Origin of the sequence: Brevibacillus fulvus (assembly GCF_016908525.1) — a bacterium.
In the GTDB taxonomy this organism is placed as follows: domain Bacteria; phylum Bacillota; class Bacilli; order Brevibacillales; family Brevibacillaceae; genus Brevibacillus_G; species Brevibacillus_G fulvus.
Genome location: NZ_JAFBEB010000016.1, coordinates 18,385 through 40,971, shown reverse-complemented (window position 1 = coordinate 40,971; position 22,587 = coordinate 18,385). Strand labels below are relative to the sequence as shown.

The following is a 22,587-nucleotide window of genomic DNA, read 5'->3' as shown; positions in this document are numbered from 1 at the left end:
TAACCGACATCGATAACATCGTAAAGGAGATTGAAACACATGGAAAAAAAACCACTCGTGTACTTTCTGTGCACCGGAAACTCTTGCCGCAGTCAGATTGCAGAAGGCTTCCTGAAAGCATTAGGCAGTGACCGTTATGAAGTAAAAAGTGCCGGTCTGGAAGCACATGGGCTGAATCCCCGCGCCGTACAGGTAATGAAAGAAGCCGGTGTAGACATCAGCAGTCAAACATCCGATGTGATTGATCCAGAAACCCTCGCTCGTGCTGATTATGTGATTACGCTTTGCGGTCATGCCGATGAGCATTGCCCGATGATCCCCAACAAGAACGCAGTAAAATGGCACTGGGGTTTTGATGATCCCGCGAAAGCTACGGGAACCGAGGATGAAATCATGGCAAAATTCCGTACCGTTCGTGATTCCATTAAAGCCCGAATCGAACAGTTCCTTGCTGAAGGCAAATAAGGAGGAACAACATTAGAAGCATCAATACAGTTTTAACGTATCTTCTTCAGTGCGGAACCGACAAAGGTAAAAGAGAACTACGCCAAATTTGAACTGGACTCGCCAGCCCTGCATTTTTTCCTGAATGTACGTCCTTTTTGAGAAATAAGGTGTACTAAACCACTTGGGCTTCCAAGTAGATAACACAGAAGATGTGGTTGCAATGGGGCAAAAGGCTCCGTCAGGAAAAGCTTCTTACCATCGATGAAATGAATACGACTTGCTTCTATACCGTGCAGGATAAAGTGCGGGAGTATGATCCAGATTGAAATGCATGGGAGATATTCTACACGAAGGAAGATTCCGAGACCGGGATTTATCTCTATGCTGTGCACCACCATCTACATCAGCACCAATTGAACCTAGTTCAATCACATACCCCTCTAGCATGAGGGGTATTTTACTAAACACCTCAGGAGGAATAATCATGCAAAAAGTCGTTGTCCTTGGAACTGGTCCTGCAGGACTTACTGCCGCAATTTATCTTGCTCGTGCAAACATGAATCCGCTTGTCATTGAGGGAAATGAACCAGGAGGTCAATTGACCCTGACAACGGAAGTAGAAAACTTCCCTGGGTTTCCTGAAGGAATTATGGGACCTGAACTTATGCAAAACATGCGTAAGCAAGCGGAACGGTTTGGAGCGACATTTCAAAGAGGTTGGGTAACGAAGGCAGACCTTACGAAACGCCCTTTCACGCTAACGATAGATGGATCGGAACAAATTCAAACGGAAACCTTGATCGTCTCAACGGGTGCCTCTGCAAAGTTGCTCGAAATTCCAGGTGAGAAGGAGAATATCGGACGTGGTGTAAGCACATGTGCTACCTGCGATGGTTTCTTCTTCAGAGGGAAAAAGGTCATCATTGTCGGTGGTGGTGACTCTGCGATGGAGGAAGCCAACTTCTTGACGAGATTTGCAACAGAGGTAAGAGTTGTTCATCGTAGAAGCGAACTTCGAGCCTCAAAAATTATGCAAGATCGAGCTCGTAAAAACCCCAAAATTACCTGGAGTTTGAATTGTACTCCCATCGAGGTTATTGCAGGAGAAAAGGGAGTAACGGGTCTCAAAGTAAAACATAACGACACTGGCACTGAAGAAATCATCGAGACTGAGGGTATTTTTGTTGCGATCGGGCATCGACCAAACACTGCTTTCCTCCAAGGTCAAATCAAAACGGACGAAACAGGCTATATTGTCGTGTGAATGTCAATCAAAATGTTGACCACCGTGCTCATCAAAAAATTGACCACTATGGCAAAAACGAATCCACCCGCTGGGTGGGTAACTTTTTCATGATCACGATCTCTGAAATGCTTTGCTTAAAGCGATAACTATCTCCATTCATGACGAAGATATGGACACGATGTGTAAGCCGATCAACCAGAGCTGCCGTCATCTGTTCATCTTTAAAGATCTGTGTCCAATCAGCAAATTGCAGGTTACTGGTGATAATCATGCTGCCTTTCTCATAACGAGCTGCACAAAATTGAAATAGTAACTCTGCCCCCGTTTGCTGGCATGGATGCAGATCTGTTCTCGATAAAGGACAGAGATTAGATATGCGATTCCATTGGTTTTGGAAAGTACAGAGGAACGGATATCCACCGAAGTGAATCGGTCGAAGGATCTATTTTTCTTCTAAGAATATGTATTGGTCCTGGCGACAATTTCTGATAATATTTTACAGAGAGAGGTGAAACTCGTTGAAATCGGTCCAATATTTTGAAGATATTCTAAAAAGGGCACAATCTTTGCCTTTTTTGTTCATAGGTTCTGGTTTTTCACGAAGATACTTAGGGTCTGCTGAACGATCCTCAGACGACACAAATTGTCTGGGAACCTGGTAATTTTACCGCGAACAGTTGTTTCATCAACGAGACAAAAAGATCCCGCAACCTGCGTTCGAGGTTCATCACCAAGAGTTGCAGTGCGATGACGGTTTCACTCGTCGTTGCAAGGCGTGCTCGAATACGACCAAGCCCATACTTGCGCTTGCCCTCTCCGAATTTACCTTCGATAGCGTTACGTTCGCTCGCATCTTGCCTTGCGACCCGCCGTTGTTCCGCCGCCTCTTCGCCTTGCACCGGACGGCCAAGCGCAGGACCACTCAAGCGAATGCTATGTGTTTTGCAAAACGCCCGGTTCTCCCGCGTGCGATAAATCTGATCGGCCAGTACCGCCTTCGGGTAAAAGCCGAAGCGCTTCTTGTACGCTTCAAGCACTTCGATCAGCGTTACGCCCTCGTTGAAGTTATCCCACGACTGGCGTTCCAAAATAGCATAGCCGTTCACCATGCTGACCGATACTTTGGCACCAAACTCTACACGGGCTTTCGCTTTGCCGCGTACGATCGGGCGAACGTGTGGTTGACTGATGCTCACGATTCGATCTTCAATCTGATGCGACCTTCGCTCTAACATGATGCGTTGTTGCCGATACAGTTCCTGAATCACAAGCAAGTCGCGATATTGTTTCCGGTTCAAAAGTGTCAACGGCTGCCGTGAGACCAGGTTGCGGATAATGTGAAGGTTACGTGCAACATACTGAAGCTGCTTGCCGATCGCTCGACGAATGACCTTGCCGCTTGCCCGACGCTGTTTGGCCACGGCCAGGAACTGTTTTCGTGCTTTCTCCCGATATGTCCGTGGTTTGCGGGCATGGCCGACCAACGGAGCATGCAACGTGTCGATGATATCCTCCAGTTTCTCACGTGCCTCGTTCAGCAAGTTCAGATCGGTTGGATACGCCACATCCACCGGAGCACAGGTGGCATCCACCAATAAGACGCCCTGGTTCTGATCTTCTTCGGATGTTGACCGACGCCTGGCCGTACGTTTGCCTTTGGATTTTGTACCGGATTTCGGTTCATCGTCACGGTCGGAATCTTGTGTCGTTTTGGCGGCTTCGACTGCGATGATCTCGTTGATTTCACGGAGAACCTGCTCGCCCAGACGCTTGCGAAAATGCGTCATGAGAGACGGATGGAACGGCGGATGATCCTGATAGCCTTCCAGCCCGATGAAATATTGCAGATACGGATTTTCGACGATCTGCTGGACCGTTTCACGGTCCGACAACTGCAAGCGTTCCTGAATGATGAGGGCACCAAGGGCGACGCGAATCGAAACGGCCTTTTGACCACGAAACGAGTTACGGAAGGACTTGGCGTACTTTCCTTCCGCATACGCCCACGGTACCAACTGAGCCAGCTTTGCCCAACGATTTTCTTTATTCAACTTGCCGCCAAACGGCAAGAAAAAATCATCCGGAAGAAGCAATTGGTTTTCACGATGAGAGACGTATTGGTACATCCAGATCAGCCCCATGTGCAAGGAATTTGAAGGGAAATCGTTGATTTCCTTGCACATGATTTCCACACAAACTAGGAAAAACCCTTGTGGCTACTGGATTTTTAATCTGTTCAGCAGACCCTAAATAGAAGGATTTTTATTTTAAAAAATAAACGCTTTACTTTTTGATGAACCGGTGGTACATTTTACCTAAAGAAAAAATAAATTATTTACTTTTGAAAGTGAGGAACTAATAATGAAAAATCAATATCTTCCGCAAAGCACTTTGCAAGAGGCTCGCGACTTGGTGTACCAGGGCAAAGGCTCCATTATTCCACTGTACCGCAATCATTTTGATTGGGATTCTTTATGGGCAGCTCGGTTTACCGATACTCATGAAGGGGTGCCGGATGTGCTGGACTTGATTGCATTCAGCGATCCGGAAGAGAAGCGTTACCTGATCGAGATGCATTTGGGCACGAAAGAATTGCCCGAGGAAATGGTCACCAAAATCCGCGACAAAAAACTGTTCTTGGTGCTTGCGATAAAGGGGACGTATAGCTCGTCCAAACTGGAGTTTTTGGTTTGGATTGATCATCTGGAAAGACCGATGTTCATCGATCCGGTGTACGACCGCCATCAGATTTGCACCTACGTTCTCTCCGGGGAAATGCGCCGCAGTTTCCATTTTCAGCGCTGTATTCGCAGGTAGGTTTAAAATCTACAATAGGTGGGATGTTGCATGAAGGCAAGTATCATCGCGTTAATCGATCACGTCCGGGATATGGCTACACTCGCCGAGGCGGATCGCGTGCTTTTGCCAATATTGACGCTGCGATATGCCTATCAGCACAAGGAGAGGCTGGATCTGCGCTGCAATTATACTTGGGATGAGCTTTCCAATGACCGCACGAGTGAAAAAATCACCCGGGCGATGAACGACTTGGGCGATCAAATTCCACAAATCCGAGCCGGACTCGCTTTGTTTAAAAAACCGGATATGAAAAGCGCGTTGACGGAACTGATTTATCAGGCGGGCAAAATCGATTTTCCGGAGAACGGAAAGGACTTGATGGATGCCTATTTCGAAGCGGGGGCAAGAGCCAAGAACCGGGCCGGATTGCTGGTTGAGCAAAGTGAGCTGAACTCCATTGGGATCGGCATCTTGGATATTCAACCGGGAACTTCCGTTTATGATTTCTCTGCTTCAAACGGGAGAACCTTGGCGGAAGTGGCAAATTCTCAATCGAATGTGGCGGTATACGGTAATGTTTGGAATGAGGAAGCTTTCAGCATTGCACAATTGTACCTTTTTATTTGCGGAATCAAGCAATTCCACCTGACAAATCACGAACTGATTCCGCTACTTTCTTATGAGCAAGGCGAAGACCGCCAATATGATTATGTCATTTCTCATCCTCCGTTGGGGCTTAAAATGAAAAATGATATTCATACCAGGTTCGGAACGGTGAAAAGAGAAGCCTCTATGGCCTATATCATCTATGCGCTTAATTCGCTTAAAGAGCAAGGTAAAGCTGTTGTTACCGTATCGAACGGGACTTTGTTTCTAGGGGCGTCAACGGGGGAAATTCGCAGAATTTTAATTGAGGATGATCTTATTGAAGCGGTCATTTCTTTCGCGCCCGGTGTTTTTCACAATACGTCAATCCCGGTTTCAATGCTCGTCCTCAACAAAGCCAAGCCGGCCGAGCGTACTGGGCGCATCCAGATTATTGACGCTTCGGCATTGGGACAGCGTAAACGGGGAATTACGGTTTTGGACGATTCGGAAGTCACGCAAATAATAGACTGTTACAAAGGTTTCCACGAAGATAACAAGCTCAGCCGCGTCTTGGATTTGTTCGAAATTAGGGAAAACCGCTACAACTTGCTGCCCAGCTCCTACATGCAGATGGAAGACTCCGATTCGATTATAGGGAAAGTGCTGATTGACCGTTCAACCTACGAGCGCAAAATCGAAACGGTACCGCTCCGAACACTTGCCCGCATCTACAGGGGGTTAAATACGGCAGGGAGCACTGAAACCGGGACGATAGAAGCGAAAGTCATCCAGCTTTCCGATGTGCAACAAGGCATGCTGCATTTGGATACTGTGGAGACTTACCGAATTAAAAATACGACCAAGGAGCACGAGGCAGAAATTCAAGCGGGGGATGTATTGTTGACAAGCAGGGGCATTGCCATGAAATTCGTGGTCGTGCCTGACTTGGCCGGCAGAGGCCCGTTTTACTTATCGGCCAACTTTATCGGTTTGCAGCCCTTTGCAGGCGTAGATCCATATTTTTTGCTCACGTTTTTTGAAAGTCCGATTGGCGAATCTTACATCCGCTCACTGCGGAAAGGTTCGGCCCTGCCTATTATGAATGTAAAAGATATTCAAAATATTCCCGTTCCGAAGCTAAGCGAAAGTGAAATGGCGGAAATCGGACAAATGCACAAAAAGGCAATGGAAGATTATGCTCGAGCGATTGAATTGGCTCAGCAGCAGCGGACAAACGAATTAGAGCGATTATACGAAAAAATGGGAGTAAGCAAAGGGTATAAAAAGAAAAATGGAACGAAATGAGCCGACGGAGAAGGCGAGGGGGCACAACTCATTTATTCGACTAATAGGCAAGGATAACGATGTAAAATGTCGAATATGGCTAAATGCCCCCTGGTCCATTATTTCTTTTTTCCAGCGGCATCTTCAAATGGATTTTCACTCATATGTCCGGCAGAGGTGAACATATGCTCACTGAACAACAGCTGAAAAAATACGGAGAAGCGATACGGAAACTGACGAAAATCGCAATACGAGACAAAGTGCTGGATGCTTACGATATTCTTGAGAGCTTTCTCGAGGTAGACTACGAAGTTGATCATGAAGCGGCCAAAGCTTACGTGAAAAGCCTTCAAGACGCTAAAATTGAAGTGAAAAACGCAAATATATTCGACACGGACATTGATCCGGTTTTTATAGAGGAAGCGTCCCCATCTAAGGAGATGACGGAAGAGGAAATAATCGATTTTTATGAAAAAAGCGCTTCCTATTATGTTGGAGATTCACTCCGGCTTTATTTGCGGGATGCGGGCCGTTTTAAGCTGCTGACTTTAGAAGAAGAAATTGCTGTCGCGAAAGAAGCAGAACGGGGTAGCCGTGATGCAAAGGAAACGTTGATTAAATCTAACCTTAGACTCGTGATAAACATCGCGAAACGTTATCAGGGCCGAGGTTTGGAATTAATGGACCTGATTCAGGAAGGGAATTTGGGGCTGCTAAAAGCAGCCGAGCGCTTTGACATCTACAAAGGCTATCGGTTTACGACATACGCCACATGGTGGATTAAACAAGCGATCACCAGAGCGTTGGCGGACAAATCTCGCATCGTCAGGCTTCCGGTTCATCTAGTTGAAACGATCAATAAATTGAAGAGGCAAATCATTTTATTTGAACAAGACTTCGGCCGTTCGCCCACGGTAAAGGAGCTATCCGAATCTCTCGGCATTGAGGAAAAACGGATATTAGAGCTTTATTACTACATTCATGCCTTTGATTCCAGCCCTTCACTTGACATTTACGTCGGAGAGGAAGATGATTCAACGCTGTTGGAATTTATTCCATATGAAGGGATAGACGTGCTGGATGAAGTCATATTTTCCAGTTTAAAAGACAGCATAGAGCAAGTGCTCGACGAGCTGACCGAACGGGAAGAAAATATTATTCGGCTTAGATTTGGCATCGACGACGGGCGCTACCGAACTTTAGAGGAAGTGGGAAAAGTTTTCGGAGTGACCCGCGAGCGCATTCGCCAAATCGAAGCAAAGGCGCTTCGGAAGCTGAAGCATCCTACGAGAGCCAGAAAATTGAAAAATTATCTGTTTAACGGCTAGGAGGTGGCACAATGACACACACAGATGAATATCTTCTATCTCAATATATTGTGAATTCGATATTGGAAAAAGGCTCAGGAGAAGACAGAGACGTTTGCTTGATCGACCGTCCGAGAGATAAATATTTTATCGGCTCTCTTGCCCCGGCCGTTGACGGAATGTTTGAAGAACAAAGCGATATCGTCTCCGATTCGTTTTTTAATAAATTGTCTCCGACGAGTATGGCCATCGACGGATTGTTTCAACCTGCAGCACAGAGTTGCACGTTCGAAGTTGATGTACGCTTTCATGTTTATTACAGAGTCTATCCGACCTTTGACGAATTGATGGAGCAGGGCAAGCCGGAGCTGATCGAGAAGTTTAAAAAAGTACCGGTATCAATCAACGGTATACGCATTCCTTTTACGCAAAAATACGGAAAAATAACCAGCTCAACCGACCCGGCGCTCGGCGAACGATTGTCGCGAGCGATTGCAGAAGTGCACGACCTCATCGTTCGCGACCCGATGGCTTTTAAGCATAAGACAAAGAAAAAGCGATTTGCTGATGTGCAAACAGAAGAGGAATATGTAGACGTCATCCAAAGCATGGACGGCGAAACGATCTTGCCCGGCTGGAAACCGAAGCTGATTTGTGAATTCAAAAGGCACGACCTCGGCCCGCGCATGAAGCTTTATCTATGTAACGTTTCGGAAGACGATCGAACTGAACGGGAAACGGACCATTATTTTTTCAACTGCCAAATAACCGTTCACATTGAGGACGGTTCCTTTTTGCCGTTCGAGTTGTCCATGCTGCCTAAAGATTATCGGTATGATCGGCGTATGTATGGGCTTGGGCAAAACTGCGGAGTCATATGCTCCGACGACTTGCGTACGCTCGAATCAACCGCCAGCCCTGTATTTATTCAAAGACGACTAGTCTCCAACGACACGGTAAAAGCTTCGTTTTTCCAGTTATCGAAAGAGCCGCTGCCCGTATTAAAACGAATTGAAGAAGAGATGCGGAAATACGAGGAGGAGTGGCACGGTTTTATTGCTGAAGCATCGTTCGACGACTCGGAAATGGAAGCTTGCTTGACAGACTTGAAGCATTATTCGGAAGAAATAGAAAGGTTTTCGCTCGGTGTCAGCATGATTGAGCAAAAGCCGCTTATCCGGAAAGCATTTCAGCTGATGAATCAAACGTTTTACAACATTGACCAAAAGCGCACGCGGAAATTTGAAAGCTGGCGACTGTTCCAACTCGTTTATATTGTGATGATCATTCCGGACCTTGCGACAAGAGAATACCCGGAATTAGGCTCCGGCTCGCACGGCATGGATTATGTCGATGTACTGTGGTTTCCGACCGGCGGAGGAAAGACGGAAACATATCTCGGCCTTGCGATATTCAACGCCTTTTTTGACCGGTTGAGAGGGAAGCATGCGGGTGTCACTTCGTGGATCCGCTTTCCATTGCGGCTGCTCAGCATCCAGCAATTACAGCGCATAGCCGACGTGTATGCCGCTGCCGAGTTGGTTCGCCGACAAACCGCAGAAATTGCGGCTGGCGAGAGCGAGCCTTTTTCTATCGGATACTTTGTCGGCAAACAAAATACGCCTAACGAATTAAACGAACGGATGATTATGCATTGGATGGATGATCCGACAATCGTGGAGAAATACCGGATTATTCAAAAATGCCCTTTTTGCCATCAGGAGTCGGTCATCATAGACATCGAAGAACGTGTGCGCAGACTCGTCCATAAATGCACGACGGACGGCTGCGAAGGCGTCCTTCCCCTATATGTCGTCGATAGAGAAATTTTCAGATATTTGCCGACGATGATTGTAGGGACCGTTGATAAAATTGCCTCGTTGGGCAGTCAACGCAGATTTGCGCATATTTTCGGCCATGCCAACCAAAAGTGCAAAGTACACGGCTACATGAGCTGCGGAGAGTGCACGGAAGATGCGAAATGCATCGAACCGAAGGAGGATGTCGCGTTATACGATGCGGCGCCTTCACTGCTCATTCAGGATGAGCTGCATTTACTCAAGGAATCGTTCGGCACTTTTGCCGCCCATTATGAAAGCTTGATGGACGGTCTGCAGCAAATGATCAATCGCAGCAGAGCGAAGGTGATTGCCGCCACTGCCACCATTGAAGAGTATGAGCAGCATGTCCAGCACTTGTACAATCGGCGGCCACGTCGGTTTCCGCTGCCCGGCTATCAACTGAGACGGTCGTTTTATGCCCGTGAGCTGGACAAGCCGAGCCGCATCTTTGTCGGAATTATGCCCCACAATCGGACACATATTTTGGCGGTACAGGATTTAATCGGCTTTTTCCATCAAACGATTGAAGAAATTCGCAGAGACAAGCAAGGGTTTCTGCAGAAAATGAATTTCTCGCAAATTAAAACCGAAGAGCAGCTCGAGCGCATGCTGAATTATTATGAAACATCATTAACTTATGTCAATTCCAGGGATGACAGCTCCGCGCTGGAGAGAACGATTCACGGCCAACTGGAAGGGGAAATGCTCGCTAACGGATATGTACATCCGCTCATCGTGCAAAGCTTGACGGGCCAAAGCTCGTTCAAAGAAATTCGTGACACGATCGATCGGCTGGAAAAACCGGAGCTGTATCCCGATAAAGAGCGGCTGAATCTGATTATAGCGACTAGCCTGATCAGCCATGGCGTTGACATCGAACGGTTCAATTATATGGTGTTTTACGGGATTCCCCGCCAGGTGGCGGAATTCATCCAGTCCAGTTCACGCGTCGGCAGGACGCATACGGGCATCGTTTTTGTTTGTTTCAAGCCGGGACGCGAACGTGACATCAGCTATTTCCACTACTTCCAGAAATTTATCGAGTACAGCGACCGCTTGGTCGAGCCGGTGCCGATCAATCGCTGGTCCAAATTCAGCATCGAAAAAACGCTGCCCGGCATTTTTATGGCCATCATATTGCAATATTATCAACCGCAAATCCGGCATAAGTTGTCGAAAAACATGTTTTTCAGCGACGGAATCAAGGAAGCGATATTAAAAGGATATATTCAGTTGGAAGATTTAATCGGCCGCATCAAGCATATATATGGAGTTCGTCCGGATTTGACTGAAAGCGAAGACTTTAACAAACAGGTGGAAATCATGACGAGAAAAATTTGGAATGCGATGAAACATCCAGTTGAAGAAAAAGCGCCGGATGAGCTGAAGCGTTGTTTGCGATTCGTTCCGATGGACAGCCTTCGTGACATTGATGAAGAGATTGAAATTTTCAGGGACGAGGCATCCAACCATTTTCAGCAACGGTTTTCCAGAAGGAGACGAACAAGATGAGACGCGGGAAGAGCCAGGTCCTTTACAATTATTTGCCGGGCTGCACATTTGACTACGACAACGACGAAGGCATCTATATCGTCAAAGATTTCTACAACCGGAAGCTCGATACCGACGAAATCAACACCCAATACATTACGAAAAAAATCGTGCAATATTTGGCGCAATGGCCGGAAAGACAGATCGATTTATTAGATGCGCATCATCACCACAGCTACTATTATTGCAAAGTGACTAGCGTTAAATCGGCTCTGTTTCCTTTAACGTTTCAATGCGTAAACGAAAGGTGCAGAAGAGTTTACAGCTTTCGTTCCTTGGAAAATGTAGTTCATTCGTGCAGGCATTGCGGGAAAAGCATACGGCAGCTTCATTTTATAGCCTATCACTCCTGCGGGGAAATCAAGCCGCTTTATGTTCCGAAATGTCCCGCGCATGAGCAGCAGTCGATTGTTTTGGACACAAAAAACAGCCAAAGAATTGCTAATTTTGTCTGGTACTGCGCCGAACCCGGTTGCTCCTTCACGCGGAGAGTGTTTCAAGTGTGCAATTGCGATGAGCGGGAGCATATGAACATTACCGTCCATTCGAAATCGGAAACGTTTTTTCCACATCAAGTCGTGTTTATCAATTTACGCGACGATTTGATCGAGAAATGGATGGACGACAAGACGAGCACGCCGCACGTCATTTTGGCAGCTTATTTTCAATTGTTTGATCACCCGAACACAAGCTTGCGGGCTCTGCTCAGCAATGCTCCGGACCAGGATGAGCAAGTGGAGCAGATGATCAGCGCCTTGTACCGCAATTTAGGCTATACGGAAGAGATGATTGCGATAGAAGTGGAGCGGGCGCTGGCGAATTCGAGAAATCGGGAAAACGATCAAGTTGGCCGGTTGAAACAACAGGTGGAGCAGCTTGTCCCGCTGGATGAAGCCAGCCTTGCGGCCGCAGCGGAGCAATTATTTGAACTGATTAAATTAAAGGAAGAGTCCAAAATCAAAATCAAACCGCTGAAAAAATGGTTTGAGGACATTTCCGGAAGAGCGGCCCTTATCGAATCTTACAAACGGGCGTTGGATCGGGTTGGACTGAACGATGTGTATCTCATCGAAAATTTGCCGGTGACGACGGCCGTTTTCGGATATACGAGAGGATCGCGCGAGCCCGGATCAGCGAGAATAAAGCCTTTCCCGACCAGCTCTTATACCGAAAACAAGTATCCGGTTTATGTCGATACGACGAACAGCGAATCGCTGCTGTTCGAGCTTGATCATCGGCGGGTGCTGGCCTGGCTGAAGCTCAACGGCTTGCATGACCTGGATGTCGAACAGATGACCGACGCCGAAGTGAAGGCCTGGTTTTTAATGAATTTAGGTGAAATCGGGCCTTTCGGACATATCGACCAGACGGACAAAATTACAACGTATACGTACGGGCTGGTGCACAGCTTAAGCCATTTGATTTTGAAAAGCTGCACGCTCATGAGCGGCTTTGACCGGAGCAGCTTGAGCGAGTATATTTTCGAGAAAGCTTTGTCCTTTATCATTTATTCGAATAACCGGCAAAATTTCGTGATCGGCGGCATGTATACTGCTTTTGAAAATCATCTGGCGGAGCTGCTCAACCGGGTTGTTGATTTCGGGGACAGCTGCGTGTATGACCCGATATGCAGTGAGCACGGAGGCGCTTGCCACGGCTGCATGCATATCGCGGAATTTAGCTGCGATGGCTACAACCGCAATTTGGGACGCAGCTACGTGTTTGGCGGCTCACATCACGACGGCACCCGGATCGTTGGATTTTTTGAAATGGACGTCCGGACCCGGAAATCGGATTAACGGTATCTAGAGCATTCACTTTGAGGGAAAGAGGCATTTTAAAGACGGGAGGATGGCATATGGGCGTACCGGTTACGAGCTATACGATTTTAAGGGCGCTTGCCGACAATGAGCCGAAATCTTACGAATACGACATGGCGAAAATGGCCTTCGAGCCTTTTGACGTGTTTGCTTTTTTTATTCATGACCCGGTTCAAAACCGACAGTTTCATCAAAAAATGACCGGCGATTTTTATCGGTTTCACAGCATGACAGGCAAAAATCTTTGCTTTTTTGCGCTGGTGAACCCGCCCGACATTTGGGAGCAGCGTGCCGTGCATAGAGAGCACGTTCATTTTTTTCGCACGTGGGAGAGCGATACTTTAAGTGCGGCTAAGCAAAGCTTGACGGCATCCTCATTGGCCGAGGCGCTCGATATTCCTGCGGAGCAGCTGCCAGTGCTAGTCATTACGAACAATTTTCAATTGAAAAGCTTTTATTGGGTTCAAACGTGCGCGGAGCATGTGACGGAGCAATTTGCCCGCCTTACGGCTGTGGCGAACGAGTTTCAAGAACAATTTGCTTATTCGGTTAATGAGGGCAAGACTGCGGAAGCGCAACGCATCCTGTTTCAAATGCTGGACGATGCGGGCCTTAACCTTTGCAACGGCTACGGCAAAGAATCGCTTTATCAAAATATGGCTGCCGCCTTATCCGATATTATGGATTTTATCGCCGTGTCCGATCGGCAAATCGATGCCTATGTCCGAAAAAAAGCGGAGCGAAAAGTAAACGATACTTTACATCGATTGCTGGCCGAGCTAAATTCATTGAAGCAAAAAATGCCGCAGGACGTTGGCGATGCTGAGGAGCGGGAAGAATTTTTGCAGCTCGAAAGCTTGTCATTGAAAATATCGAAATACATTGCTCTAATGAAGAAAAAAACGGATACGGAAGATTTGTTTCACTTTGAACACGTCTTGGAGTCCGATACTTTGGAAATTTTGCGGATCGGCCTGCAGGTGACGGACTATTTGTCGCAATATACGAGTCTGAAGCCGACTCAGATGAATCGGTTTGACTTTACCCCCGGGCTCATTTGCCTCACGAAAGTGTTTGAAAAAGAAATTAATTTATCCGTCGTACAATGGTTGCGGAAAATATACGGAATCACGCTTCCGCAATATTACAACCGGTATCAGCCGGACAGGCAGGTGATCGTCGCTCCGCAAATTCCCGACGGTAAGCCGATTGATTTGAATCAACCGGCTGGACCCGTTCAGTGGAGGGCCCCGGGGATTGGGCAATCGGAATTGATCGCCCGTTTCAACATTAAAGCAGATAATTTGCCTCCTGATTGGAGCTTGCAGCATTGGAGTTATTTGCTTGACCGCTGGAAAAAGACGGCGAGATACCGGAATCGAGCCGCGCACACCGAGCTGGTCACGTTGGACGAAACCCATGAAGTCAAAAACATATTGCTTGATTTACATAAGAGCGGCATTTTTCAAAAAATGGCCGCTTTAAAGAAATTAGCCAGAGAATGAGGAGCGTTTTTGGAATGACGAGTGAGGCACTTTGTGGCAGGCCATTCTTCCTGCTTCACAAGGATTTTCTAAACAGTAAGAGTAATGAACTTCCTGATAGCGAATACCGAAGCTTAAACATGTTACTATTATTTATAAATTCTTTTCCAAGGAGGACTGGATTTGGCACAGCTTTCAAAGTGTCCACTTTGTCACGGTAATATTCAAGTAATCATAAAGTCATTCATATACAACGCGGACAATCAATCATTTTCAATACCTAATATTAAATAAGTAGGGGCTGCTGAACAGATAAAAAATCCGGTAACCACAAGGGTTTCGCCTCGTTTTCATCGAACTCATGTGCAAGGAAATCAACGATTTCCCTTTAAATTCCTTGCACATGGAGCGGATATGGATGTACGAATATATCTCTCATCGTGAAAACCAATTGCTTCTCCCCGATGATTTCTTCTTGCCGTTTGGCGGCAAGTTGAATAAAGAAAATCGCTGGGTCAAACTGGCTCAGTTGGTGCCGTGGGTATATGCGGAGAAAAAGTATGCCAAATCCTTTCGCAAATCATTTCGTGGACAAAAGGCCGTTTCTATCCGTGTCGCCCTCGGGGCACTCATCATTCAGGAACGTTTGCAACTGTCGGACCGGGAAACGGTCCAGCAGATTGTCGAAAACCCGTATCTGCAATATTTCATCGGGCTGGAAGGCTATCAGGATCATCCGCCGTTCCACCCGTCGCTCATGACGCATTTTCGCAAACGTCTGGGCGAGCAAGTTCTCCGCGAAATCAACGAGATCATCGCGGTTGAGTCCGTATAATTGTGTAAAAACAGAATCTCTCTGAAAAATAAGGGAGCCATTTCAGTTCCCTCCGGATAGAATGTGGTTGACTAGATAACATTCGAAAGAGAGGGAATTTGAAATGGCTCAATACCAGATTACCGTAGATTCGCAACTTTTGCATCAGCTTTTTCTCGGCAATTCACAGGATTCGGGAGTGTCCAAGTTGTTGGAATCCGTATTGAACCAAGTCTTGCAGGCACAGGCGACCGAACAGTTGGGGGCGGAACCCTACGAACGGACAGATGAGCGTCAAGCATATCGAAATGGTACATACCCACATCAATTGACTACACGTGTCGGTACGATCACGCTTCGTGTCCCTCGCATTCGCGGCGGGAAGTTCTCCACCGAGTTGTTCGCCCGTTATCAACTCAGCGAACAGGCACTGGTGCTGGCTCTCATGGAGATGGTCGTCCATGGTGTGTCTACCCGCAAGGTGGCCCAGATCACAGAAGAATTGTGCGGTACGGAGTTTTCCAAATCGACCGTGTCCGATCTTTGCAAACGGTTAGATCCCATGGTGACCGCCTGGAATAACCGTCCGCTGCACGCTTCTTCGTTCCCCTTTGTCATCGTCGATGCCCTGTACCTGAAAGTACGCGAAGAAGGACGAGTGCGGTCACGCGGCACTCTCATCGGGATCGGTGTCAATGCCGACGGATACCGGGAGGTATTAGGCGTCATGCTGGGTGACAGTGAGTCAGAGGCCAGCTGGAGCGAATTTTTTGGCTGGCTGAAAAGCCGTGGGTTACAAGGCGTCGATCTGATCGTGTCGGATGACCATGGAGGGTTGGTTCGAGCCATCCGCAGGAATTTCCAAGGGGTGACCTGGCAGCGATGCCAGACGCACTTCATGCGCAACATTCTCGCTGCCACACCCAAATCCTTGCAGGACGAGATTCATAGCCGGATTCGCCCCATTCTGGAGGCACCGGATGCAAAGACGGCACGGATGCTGTTAGAGAAGGTACTGGAGGAGTATGAAACGAAAGCGCCGAAAGCCATGGCTGTCCTGGAAGCAGGCTTCGAAGATGTCACAGCCGTCTTGGCATTACCGGAAAAGTACCGCAAGCGTCTTCGCACGACCAATCCGTTGGAGCGGTTGAATGAGGAAATCCGCCGCCGTGAACGCGTGATTCGGATTTTTCCGAATCGAGAGTCTGCCATCCGCTTGATAGGGGCATTGCTCATGGAGATCGACGAGAAGTGGGCAAGTGGGAAGAAGTATCTGGATACGTCCGACTATCTTGCATGGCGCGAATCGCAAGCAGGATCTCCCGGTTCGAAAGTTACACGCATCGGTTGACCGACGTAGCCTGTCAAGGCCGCGAAGCGTTCCATTTAGCCTTGACAGGCTGAATGAAACACACTTTTGAAAAACCCAGCAAGAGATTGCTGGGGCTGCCATACGGCGAGTGACGGGGTGCAGGGGGCGAACTCCCTGCGTCTTCTCCTTCGGGGGACGGAAGGGGGCGTTCTAACCGAGGGAGAATTTACACACAAATATGGACTTGATCAAGGGATGCTAACCAAATCGCGAGTCGCATCAAGCACGCCAAATTCCCTTACATGAAAACGCTCGATCAATTTGAATTCTCGGCGATTCCGTCCCTCAATAAGCCCAAATTGCTTCAACTGGCTCGTTGTGAGTACATCGAAAAGGCAGAGAACATCATGTTTATCGGAAACTCTGGCACTGGCAAAACTCATCTCTCCATTGCACTCGGGAAGGAAGCTTGCCATCATGGCTATTCCGTTCAGTTTTGGACTGCCGCTAAAATATGTAACGAGCTTATGGAAGCTCAGTCCCAAAAGCGAATCCTCCAGCTAGAGAGGCAATGGTTGAAAACGGATTTGATTATTTTGGATGAAGTCGGGTTTGTCCCTCTGAGTCGGACCGGGGCGGAGTTATTATTCCAATTTTGTGCGGCCCGCTATGAGAAAGGAAGCATGATCATTACCAGCAATCTGGAATTTACGGAATGGACACAGATTTTCAAAGATGAGCAAATGACGTCAGCCCTGGTTGATCGACTTACCCATCGTGCCCATATCTTTGCAATGAATGGAGACAGTTATCGCTTTAAGCAGAGCATTCAAAGATCGTGATCATGAAAAAGTTACCCACCCGACGGGTGGATTGATTTTTGCCATGGTGGTCAATTTTTTGATGAGCACGGTGGTCAACATTTTGATTGACATTCACAAAATATCAAATTTTGCTATTTTTGACTTCAGTAGTGTTGGCTCAAAAGTCGAAGTATTGTTTATTAATCAAGTCATCAAAATTGTTGGGTAACATTTGTTTTTTAATGTGAAATTTATTAAGCGCTTCTTTTATTTAACACTAAGTAATATATCAGTTGTGTATAAAAATTTAAAAGGCTAGACTGAGAGAGGTAGTTTTGACAAAAGGTTATCTTAGTTAGCGTTTCGGGGGAGAACAAATGAATAAACTTGACCTGTGGAATGATTTTTGTTCGCGATTTAGCATATTAGATAATGCGGTTCCTCTTTTTGATACAGAAGGATTAACGGTTAATATTGTTAATAAAGGTAGTAATGGGCGTAATGTATTGAAACGAAGCGAGCGAATGAAAAGCCTTATTATTAATGAAGTTAATAAGATAGAGGCTGATTACAAAAATGGGACGCAATTATATGAAGGATTAATATACATTATGTTTTGGAAAGAGGGAGACAATGTAATTCCCCTTTACATAGGAAAAACAGAGAAATATGGAAAAGCGAATAAGAACATCTCTGCAAATCTAAAAAACATACAAAATGAGGCGTTCTTTGCGAGATGGGGGTACAATTATTCTTATCATCTGGGTGACCTAAGTGCTGTTGTGTGCTTCGGACATCCAGAGGAAAAACAGACCAAGAAATACAAAAAATGGGCATCGATGATGTTTAATGAGTTTCCTTCTGATAAGCCACAGTTAAAAAAAGAAGTGTACTTTTGGACAACTGCTTGGAAAACAGGAGATGTTGGTGTCTGGAAGGAATTTGGGGCAACATCGTTGACTTTTCTAGAATATTTACTTATTGGCTTGGCAAGTGATATATTTCCTGACTTCCTATTAAATACAGAAGGAGTGAACCGGTGAAAATGAAAAAAAGATTATGCGTTACTCCCTGCGGTTCAGCAAAGATATGGCGTAAACAGCCTAATATAGGGGCTATTCAAGCAAAGGATGTATACATCGGGTCTTTTGCAAAGGCTTGTCAGGAATACGCAGCTACTTTCTTTGATGATTGGGTAATTTTATCTGCCAAATTTGGTTTTTTGCTTCCAACTGATTTTGTTTCAGGAGATTATAATATCTCTTTCAATAAACCAAATCCAGATGTCGTAACAATTGAAGCGTTAAAGCAGCAAATCATAAACAAGAGACTTGGGGGATATGATGAAATTGTCATACTCGGAGGAAAAAAGTATTCAGATATTGTTACCAAAGCATTTGGAAGAAATTATGATTATTTTTTCCCTTTAAGTAATTGTAAGGGTATCGGGTACATGATTCAAAGATTGAAGTTATCAATACACTCAGGTAAAGAAATAGAAAACATTAAGTAGGGCTTGCTGAACGAATTAAAAATTGAGTAACCACAAGGGTTTTGCCCCGTTTTCATCGAAGTCATGTGCAAGGAAATCGACGATTTCCCTTCAAATTCCTTGCACATGGAGCGGATCTGAATGTACGAATTTCTCTCTCATCGAGAAAATCAACTGCTTCTCCCCGATGATTTTTTCTTGCCGTTTGGCGGCAAGTTGAATAAAGAAAATCGCTGGGTCAAGCTGGCTCAGTTGGTACCGTGGGTATATGTGTTGCTGACGAAAGATAATGCCCAATTGCTGACGGGATTGCCTGTCCGAAATATGCCGAATATAATGACCATATCTCAGAAAAGGAAAAGGATGCCTCCCAAGATGTGGGCCTGAGGCAACAGGCTCACGGGATGCATCCCCCCAAAACAGTTCTTGCGATTGGGCGATACCAGTAAAACATGCATCGCATGGCAAGCGAGCCTATCATGCCCGCCCCTCCATGTAAAGCCGCCCACGTGACCATTCACCTGTTAAAAACCCATTTACACAAAAAAATTTACATTCCCGAATTTTACCACCCCGCATACTGCCTGACCGCATCCATGTTAATTTTTTTCTCGGCCAGATCCGAGAAGGCCTGATCCAAAACCTCCACAGCCAGATCAATCTCTTCCCTGGAAATCACGAGCGGTGGGGTGATCTCGATCACATTGCTGTGAATCCCCACGTAAAACACAAGCAGCCCCAGTTCAAAGCAGCGGTAGCAGACGGCCGCCGTTTTTTCTGCCGCCGGCGCTTTGGTCACTCGGTCTTCCACCAGTTCTACGCCGATCGCCAGCCCTCGTCCCCTGACATCCCCGATCCATTCAACTTTCGCTTGAAGCTCTTTGAGCCGCTTCAGAAAATATTCCCCGTTCACCCGCGCCCGCTCAATCAACCCTTCCTCCTGGATGATCCGGATGTTTTCCAGGGCCGCGGAGCAGCTGACCGGATTTCCGCTGGCGGTAAACATATGGATGCCTGTACCGACGTCGAGAATCTCCTGCTTTGCCACAACAGCGCTGATGGGCAGGCCTGCGCCCAGGGATTTGCCCAGGACCACCACATCTGGCACGAGATTCTCATGATCAAAGGAAAACCATTTTCCTGTCCGCCCCAAACCGACCTTCACCTCATCAAAGATCAGTTCCATGTCATAGCGGCGGCACAGCTCCTGGAGGCCGGGCAGAAAATCGTCAGGAGGCACAATCAGCCCCCCGTCGCTTTGAATGCCTTCTACGATGATCCCGGCCGTATCTTCGGGAGGACAGATCGTCCGGAAGACTTCCTGTTCCACATATTGCAGAATCTGTTCCGTCAAGCGGGGCGTTTCACCAAACGGCGGTCGATAGGGATTGGGGTAAGGGATCTTGACCACATTCCCGCTTCCGATGAAACGGGTCTGCGCCGGATGCCCGGACAGGGAAAGGGAACCCATCGTCTGTCCGTGATAGGAGCCCATAAAAGAAATCATACGCGCGCGTTTTTTGGCTAGGGGAACCAGCTTGGCGACACAGTCATTGGCATCAGACCCGGAGTGGCCGAACCACACTTTCTTCGGAAAAGAGCCCGGAGTCATGTTCACCAGCTCTTGCGCCAGGGAAAGCATCGTGGGCTCAGGGGCCGACAGCTGGGAAGTAAACGACAGCCTTTCATAGGAAATCTTGATTTTGGAGCTGATGCGCGGGTGTCCGTAGCCGATGCCTGCCACGGCCCAACCTGCGGTCAAGTCCAGGTAACTCTTGCCATCCTGATCGGTGATGCGGGTCCCTTTGGCGGATTGGACGGCGATCGGATAAAAACGGATTTTCAGTGCATTGGCAATCAACTGATCTTCGGCGGCGAGAAACGGATGAGACATGGGGGATCCTCCTTTTCCTTACCCAAAAAATTTATATTTTTTCAGCTTGTAATTGAGATTCTGTCGGGAAATGCCCAGCTGTTCACTGGCTTTCGTGATATTGCCTCCGGATTCTTTCAAGGCCTGCTCGATCATCAGGCGTTCCAGTTTTTCAATCTGTTCAGGCAAGCTGCCGTCCAGTCTCGACAGCTGTTCTTCCGCAGGGGGGATCGCCCGCTGCAGCATTTTTTGCTTGAGGATCGGGGGCAGGTGGTCAAAGCAGATGGTCCGCTCGTCATACACCAGATTCAGGCACCCCTCAATCACATGCTCCAACTGGCGCACGTTTCCTGGCCACGGAAAGTTCATGAAAAACTGAAAGACATCCGGTTCGATTCCCTCCACCGTTACATCCAGGGCTTTGGCATGCTTTTCAATAAAGTGGCGGATCAATACGGGAATGTCGTCCTTCCGGTTCCGCAAGGGGGGAATCACCAGATTCACGACGCCCAACCGGTAGTACAAATCCTCCCGAAGCCGGCCGTTGGCGATCGCCTCCAGGGGATCTTCATTAATCGTCGCAACGACCCGGACATCAACATCCACCGTTTTTGATGAACCCAATCGCTGAATTTTCCGCTCCTGCAGCACGCGAAGCAGCTTCGCCTGCAGATCGATGCCCATCGAGTTGACCTCATCCAGCAAAAGGGTTCCCCCATGGGCCTGTTCAAACAGACCGGCGCGGTCCACTGCTCCCGTAAAACTTCCCACCGTCGTACCGAACAGCAATCCTTCCAGCAGTGTTTCCGGCAAGGCGGCACAGTTTTGGGCGATGAACGGCTTTTGTTTCCGGGGGCTCTCATTATGGATGCTTTGGGCAAACAATTCTTTTCCGGTTCCCGTTTCCCCTACGATCAAGATGTTTGATCCGGACCGTGCCGCCCTGCGGGCCTGTTCGACGGTTTGCCTCATCTCCCGGCTGGAAAAGATAATGCTGGTAAAATGAAACCGCGTATTGTTCTTCGCCTGCAGGGAGGAGGGAGCAGCGGATTCGCCGGGATTCTGCTTCTGCAACTGCATGATCGTTTCCGTCAGCTGCTTTTGCTCAGAAATATCTTTGCAAATTTCCATCGCTCCGCTTTTCCGCGCCCCCATGTATAAAGGAACGGTTTTCGTCAGCGTGGTTACCGCCTTTCCGTTCGTGGCAAAATGCGTTTCCCGCTGGCTGAGAGTCCGTCCCGTCCTAAGAGCGGTCAACAGGGTGCTGGTCGTTTCATCTACGTTCCAGACATCCTGCACCCGCCTGTTGCGGACAGACTCCGGTTCCAAGAGATCGACTTCGCCCATTTTCCGGTTGTAGAAAAGGATTTTTCCGTGCTGGTCAATGACGCAGACCCCCTCATCCAGCTGATCCAGGATGAGATCGAACCTTTGCATGACCTCGTGCAGCTCCTGAATCTGATGCTGAAGCTGCTGGGTTTGGGTAATATTTTTCAGCGCGAGCAAATAGCATCCGCTCTCTTCCAGGAACGAAATATTCCCGACCAGCTGCTGGGTGCCTAAAGAGATGGGAACCCCCGTTTTTCCTTTCCTGTTCTGCAGGCTCTTTTTAAATTCTTCGGACGGAATCAACTCAAACACGGAAGAGCCGATGAGTGTATGAGGGCTCCCGGAAAACAGGCGGGCGGCAGGCCGATTGAGATCCAGGATGCTGCCCTCCTCATTGACGAGCAGGAGGCAGTCAAAAAACGTGTTCCAAACATTTTGCAGCAGAAGGTCCATTTGAATCACCTCCATACGAAAAAATGTGAACTGAAAAATATTTTTCGGTTACCAAGGGGATGCGGTTGAATCGACGATCTTTTTGAAAAGATCATATCAAACCAAAAACCAAATTTACATAATTCGAAATATTTTTACCTGACA

At 47.4% G+C, this 22,587-nt stretch carries 15 protein-coding genes and 3 pseudogenes; 14 read left to right on the top strand and 4 right to left on the bottom strand.

Annotated elements, in window-relative coordinates:
• Positions 1-39: 39 nt before the first annotated feature.
• Both arsC and JOD01_RS17210 read left to right on the top strand, forming a co-directional pair.
• Positions 40-465: an arsenate reductase (thioredoxin) gene (gene arsC / locus JOD01_RS17215; protein WP_122905067.1), complete on the top strand. Its 426-nt coding sequence runs from the start codon at positions 40-42 to the stop codon at positions 463-465.
• A 466-nt stretch (positions 466-931) separates the two neighbouring features.
• Positions 932-1,708, top strand: a pseudogene (locus JOD01_RS17210) (NAD(P)/FAD-dependent oxidoreductase); the annotation flags it as partial.
• A gap of 49 nt (positions 1,709-1,757) precedes the next feature.
• On the opposite strand, the gene JOD01_RS17205 reads toward JOD01_RS17210, so the two are convergent.
• Both JOD01_RS17205 and JOD01_RS17200 read right to left on the bottom strand, forming a co-directional pair.
• On the bottom strand, positions 1,758-2,036 hold the full coding sequence (locus tag JOD01_RS17205; RefSeq protein WP_275581971.1) for an ATP-binding protein: 279 nt from the start codon (positions 2,034-2,036) through the stop codon (positions 1,758-1,760).
• Between the two features lie 286 nt (positions 2,037-2,322).
• Positions 2,323-3,819 carry an IS5 family transposase gene (locus tag JOD01_RS17200; protein ID WP_239565552.1) on the bottom strand — a complete coding sequence of 499 codons (1,497 nt, stop codon included), beginning with the start codon at positions 3,817-3,819 and terminating at the stop codon, positions 2,323-2,325.
• Positions 3,820-4,054: 235 nt separating this feature from the next.
• On the opposite strand from JOD01_RS17200, the gene JOD01_RS17195 reads away from it, so the two are divergent.
• The 12 genes and pseudogenes from JOD01_RS17195 (at position 4,055) to JOD01_RS17140 (ending at position 19,175) form a co-directional block, all read left to right on the top strand.
• Positions 4,055-4,510 carry a hypothetical protein gene (locus JOD01_RS17195; RefSeq protein WP_204519541.1) on the top strand — a complete coding sequence of 152 codons (456 nt, stop codon included), beginning with the start codon at positions 4,055-4,057 and terminating at the stop codon, positions 4,508-4,510.
• Between the two features lie 30 nt (positions 4,511-4,540).
• Positions 4,541-6,385, top strand: a complete 1,845-nt coding sequence (locus tag JOD01_RS17190) for an N-6 DNA methylase (protein ID WP_204519540.1) — start codon at positions 4,541-4,543, stop codon at positions 6,383-6,385.
• 164 nt (positions 6,386-6,549) lie between these two features.
• Entirely contained in the window at positions 6,550-7,692 is a 1,143-nt protein-coding gene (locus JOD01_RS17185; RefSeq protein WP_204519539.1) for a sigma-70 family RNA polymerase sigma factor, read from the top strand.
• An 11-nt stretch (positions 7,693-7,703) separates the two neighbouring features.
• Entirely contained in the window at positions 7,704-11,024 is a 3,321-nt protein-coding gene (locus tag JOD01_RS17180) for a DEAD/DEAH box helicase family protein (RefSeq protein ID WP_204519538.1), read from the top strand.
• Complete coding sequence (locus JOD01_RS17175; protein ID WP_204519537.1) at positions 11,021-12,862, top strand: hypothetical protein; 1,842 nt, start codon at positions 11,021-11,023, stop codon at positions 12,860-12,862. The genes JOD01_RS17180 and JOD01_RS17175 overlap by 4 nt, the downstream gene beginning before the upstream one ends.
• Before the next feature lie 59 nt (positions 12,863-12,921).
• Positions 12,922-14,388 carry a hypothetical protein gene (locus tag JOD01_RS17170; RefSeq protein ID WP_204519536.1) on the top strand — a complete coding sequence of 489 codons (1,467 nt, stop codon included), beginning with the start codon at positions 12,922-12,924 and terminating at the stop codon, positions 14,386-14,388.
• A gap of 397 nt (positions 14,389-14,785) precedes the next feature.
• A pseudogene (locus tag JOD01_RS17165) lies at positions 14,786-15,193 on the top strand (transposase); the annotation flags it as partial.
• Between the two features lie 112 nt (positions 15,194-15,305).
• Positions 15,306-16,532 carry an IS256 family transposase gene (locus tag JOD01_RS17160; protein WP_204519535.1) on the top strand — a complete coding sequence of 409 codons (1,227 nt, stop codon included), beginning with the start codon at positions 15,306-15,308 and terminating at the stop codon, positions 16,530-16,532.
• 224 nt (positions 16,533-16,756) lie between these two features.
• A pseudogene (istB, locus tag JOD01_RS17155) lies at positions 16,757-17,335 on the top strand (IS21-like element helper ATPase IstB); the annotation flags it as partial.
• Positions 17,336-17,673: 338 nt separating this feature from the next.
• Complete coding sequence (locus tag JOD01_RS17150) at positions 17,674-18,339, top strand: hypothetical protein (RefSeq protein ID WP_204519534.1); 666 nt, start codon at positions 17,674-17,676, stop codon at positions 18,337-18,339.
• A 2-nt stretch (positions 18,340-18,341) separates the two neighbouring features.
• Entirely contained in the window at positions 18,342-18,809 is a 468-nt protein-coding gene (locus JOD01_RS17145; RefSeq protein ID WP_035316981.1) for a DUF6884 domain-containing protein, read from the top strand.
• 120 nt (positions 18,810-18,929) lie between these two features.
• On the top strand, positions 18,930-19,175 hold the full coding sequence (locus tag JOD01_RS17140; protein ID WP_007780177.1) for a hypothetical protein: 246 nt from the start codon (positions 18,930-18,932) through the stop codon (positions 19,173-19,175).
• A 178-nt stretch (positions 19,176-19,353) separates the two neighbouring features.
• On the opposite strand, the gene JOD01_RS17135 is transcribed toward JOD01_RS17140, so the two are convergent.
• The gene (locus JOD01_RS17135) at positions 19,354-20,682 is read right to left on the bottom strand and encodes an aspartate aminotransferase family protein (protein WP_007780175.1); all 1,329 of its coding nucleotides are present in this window, start codon (positions 20,680-20,682) and stop codon (positions 19,354-19,356) included.
• Positions 20,683-20,700: 18 nt separating this feature from the next.
• The gene (locus JOD01_RS17130) at positions 20,701-22,443 is read right to left on the bottom strand and encodes a sigma-54 interaction domain-containing protein (RefSeq protein WP_204519533.1); all 1,743 of its coding nucleotides are present in this window, start codon (positions 22,441-22,443) and stop codon (positions 20,701-20,703) included.
• Between the last annotated feature and the right edge of the window lie 144 nt (positions 22,444-22,587).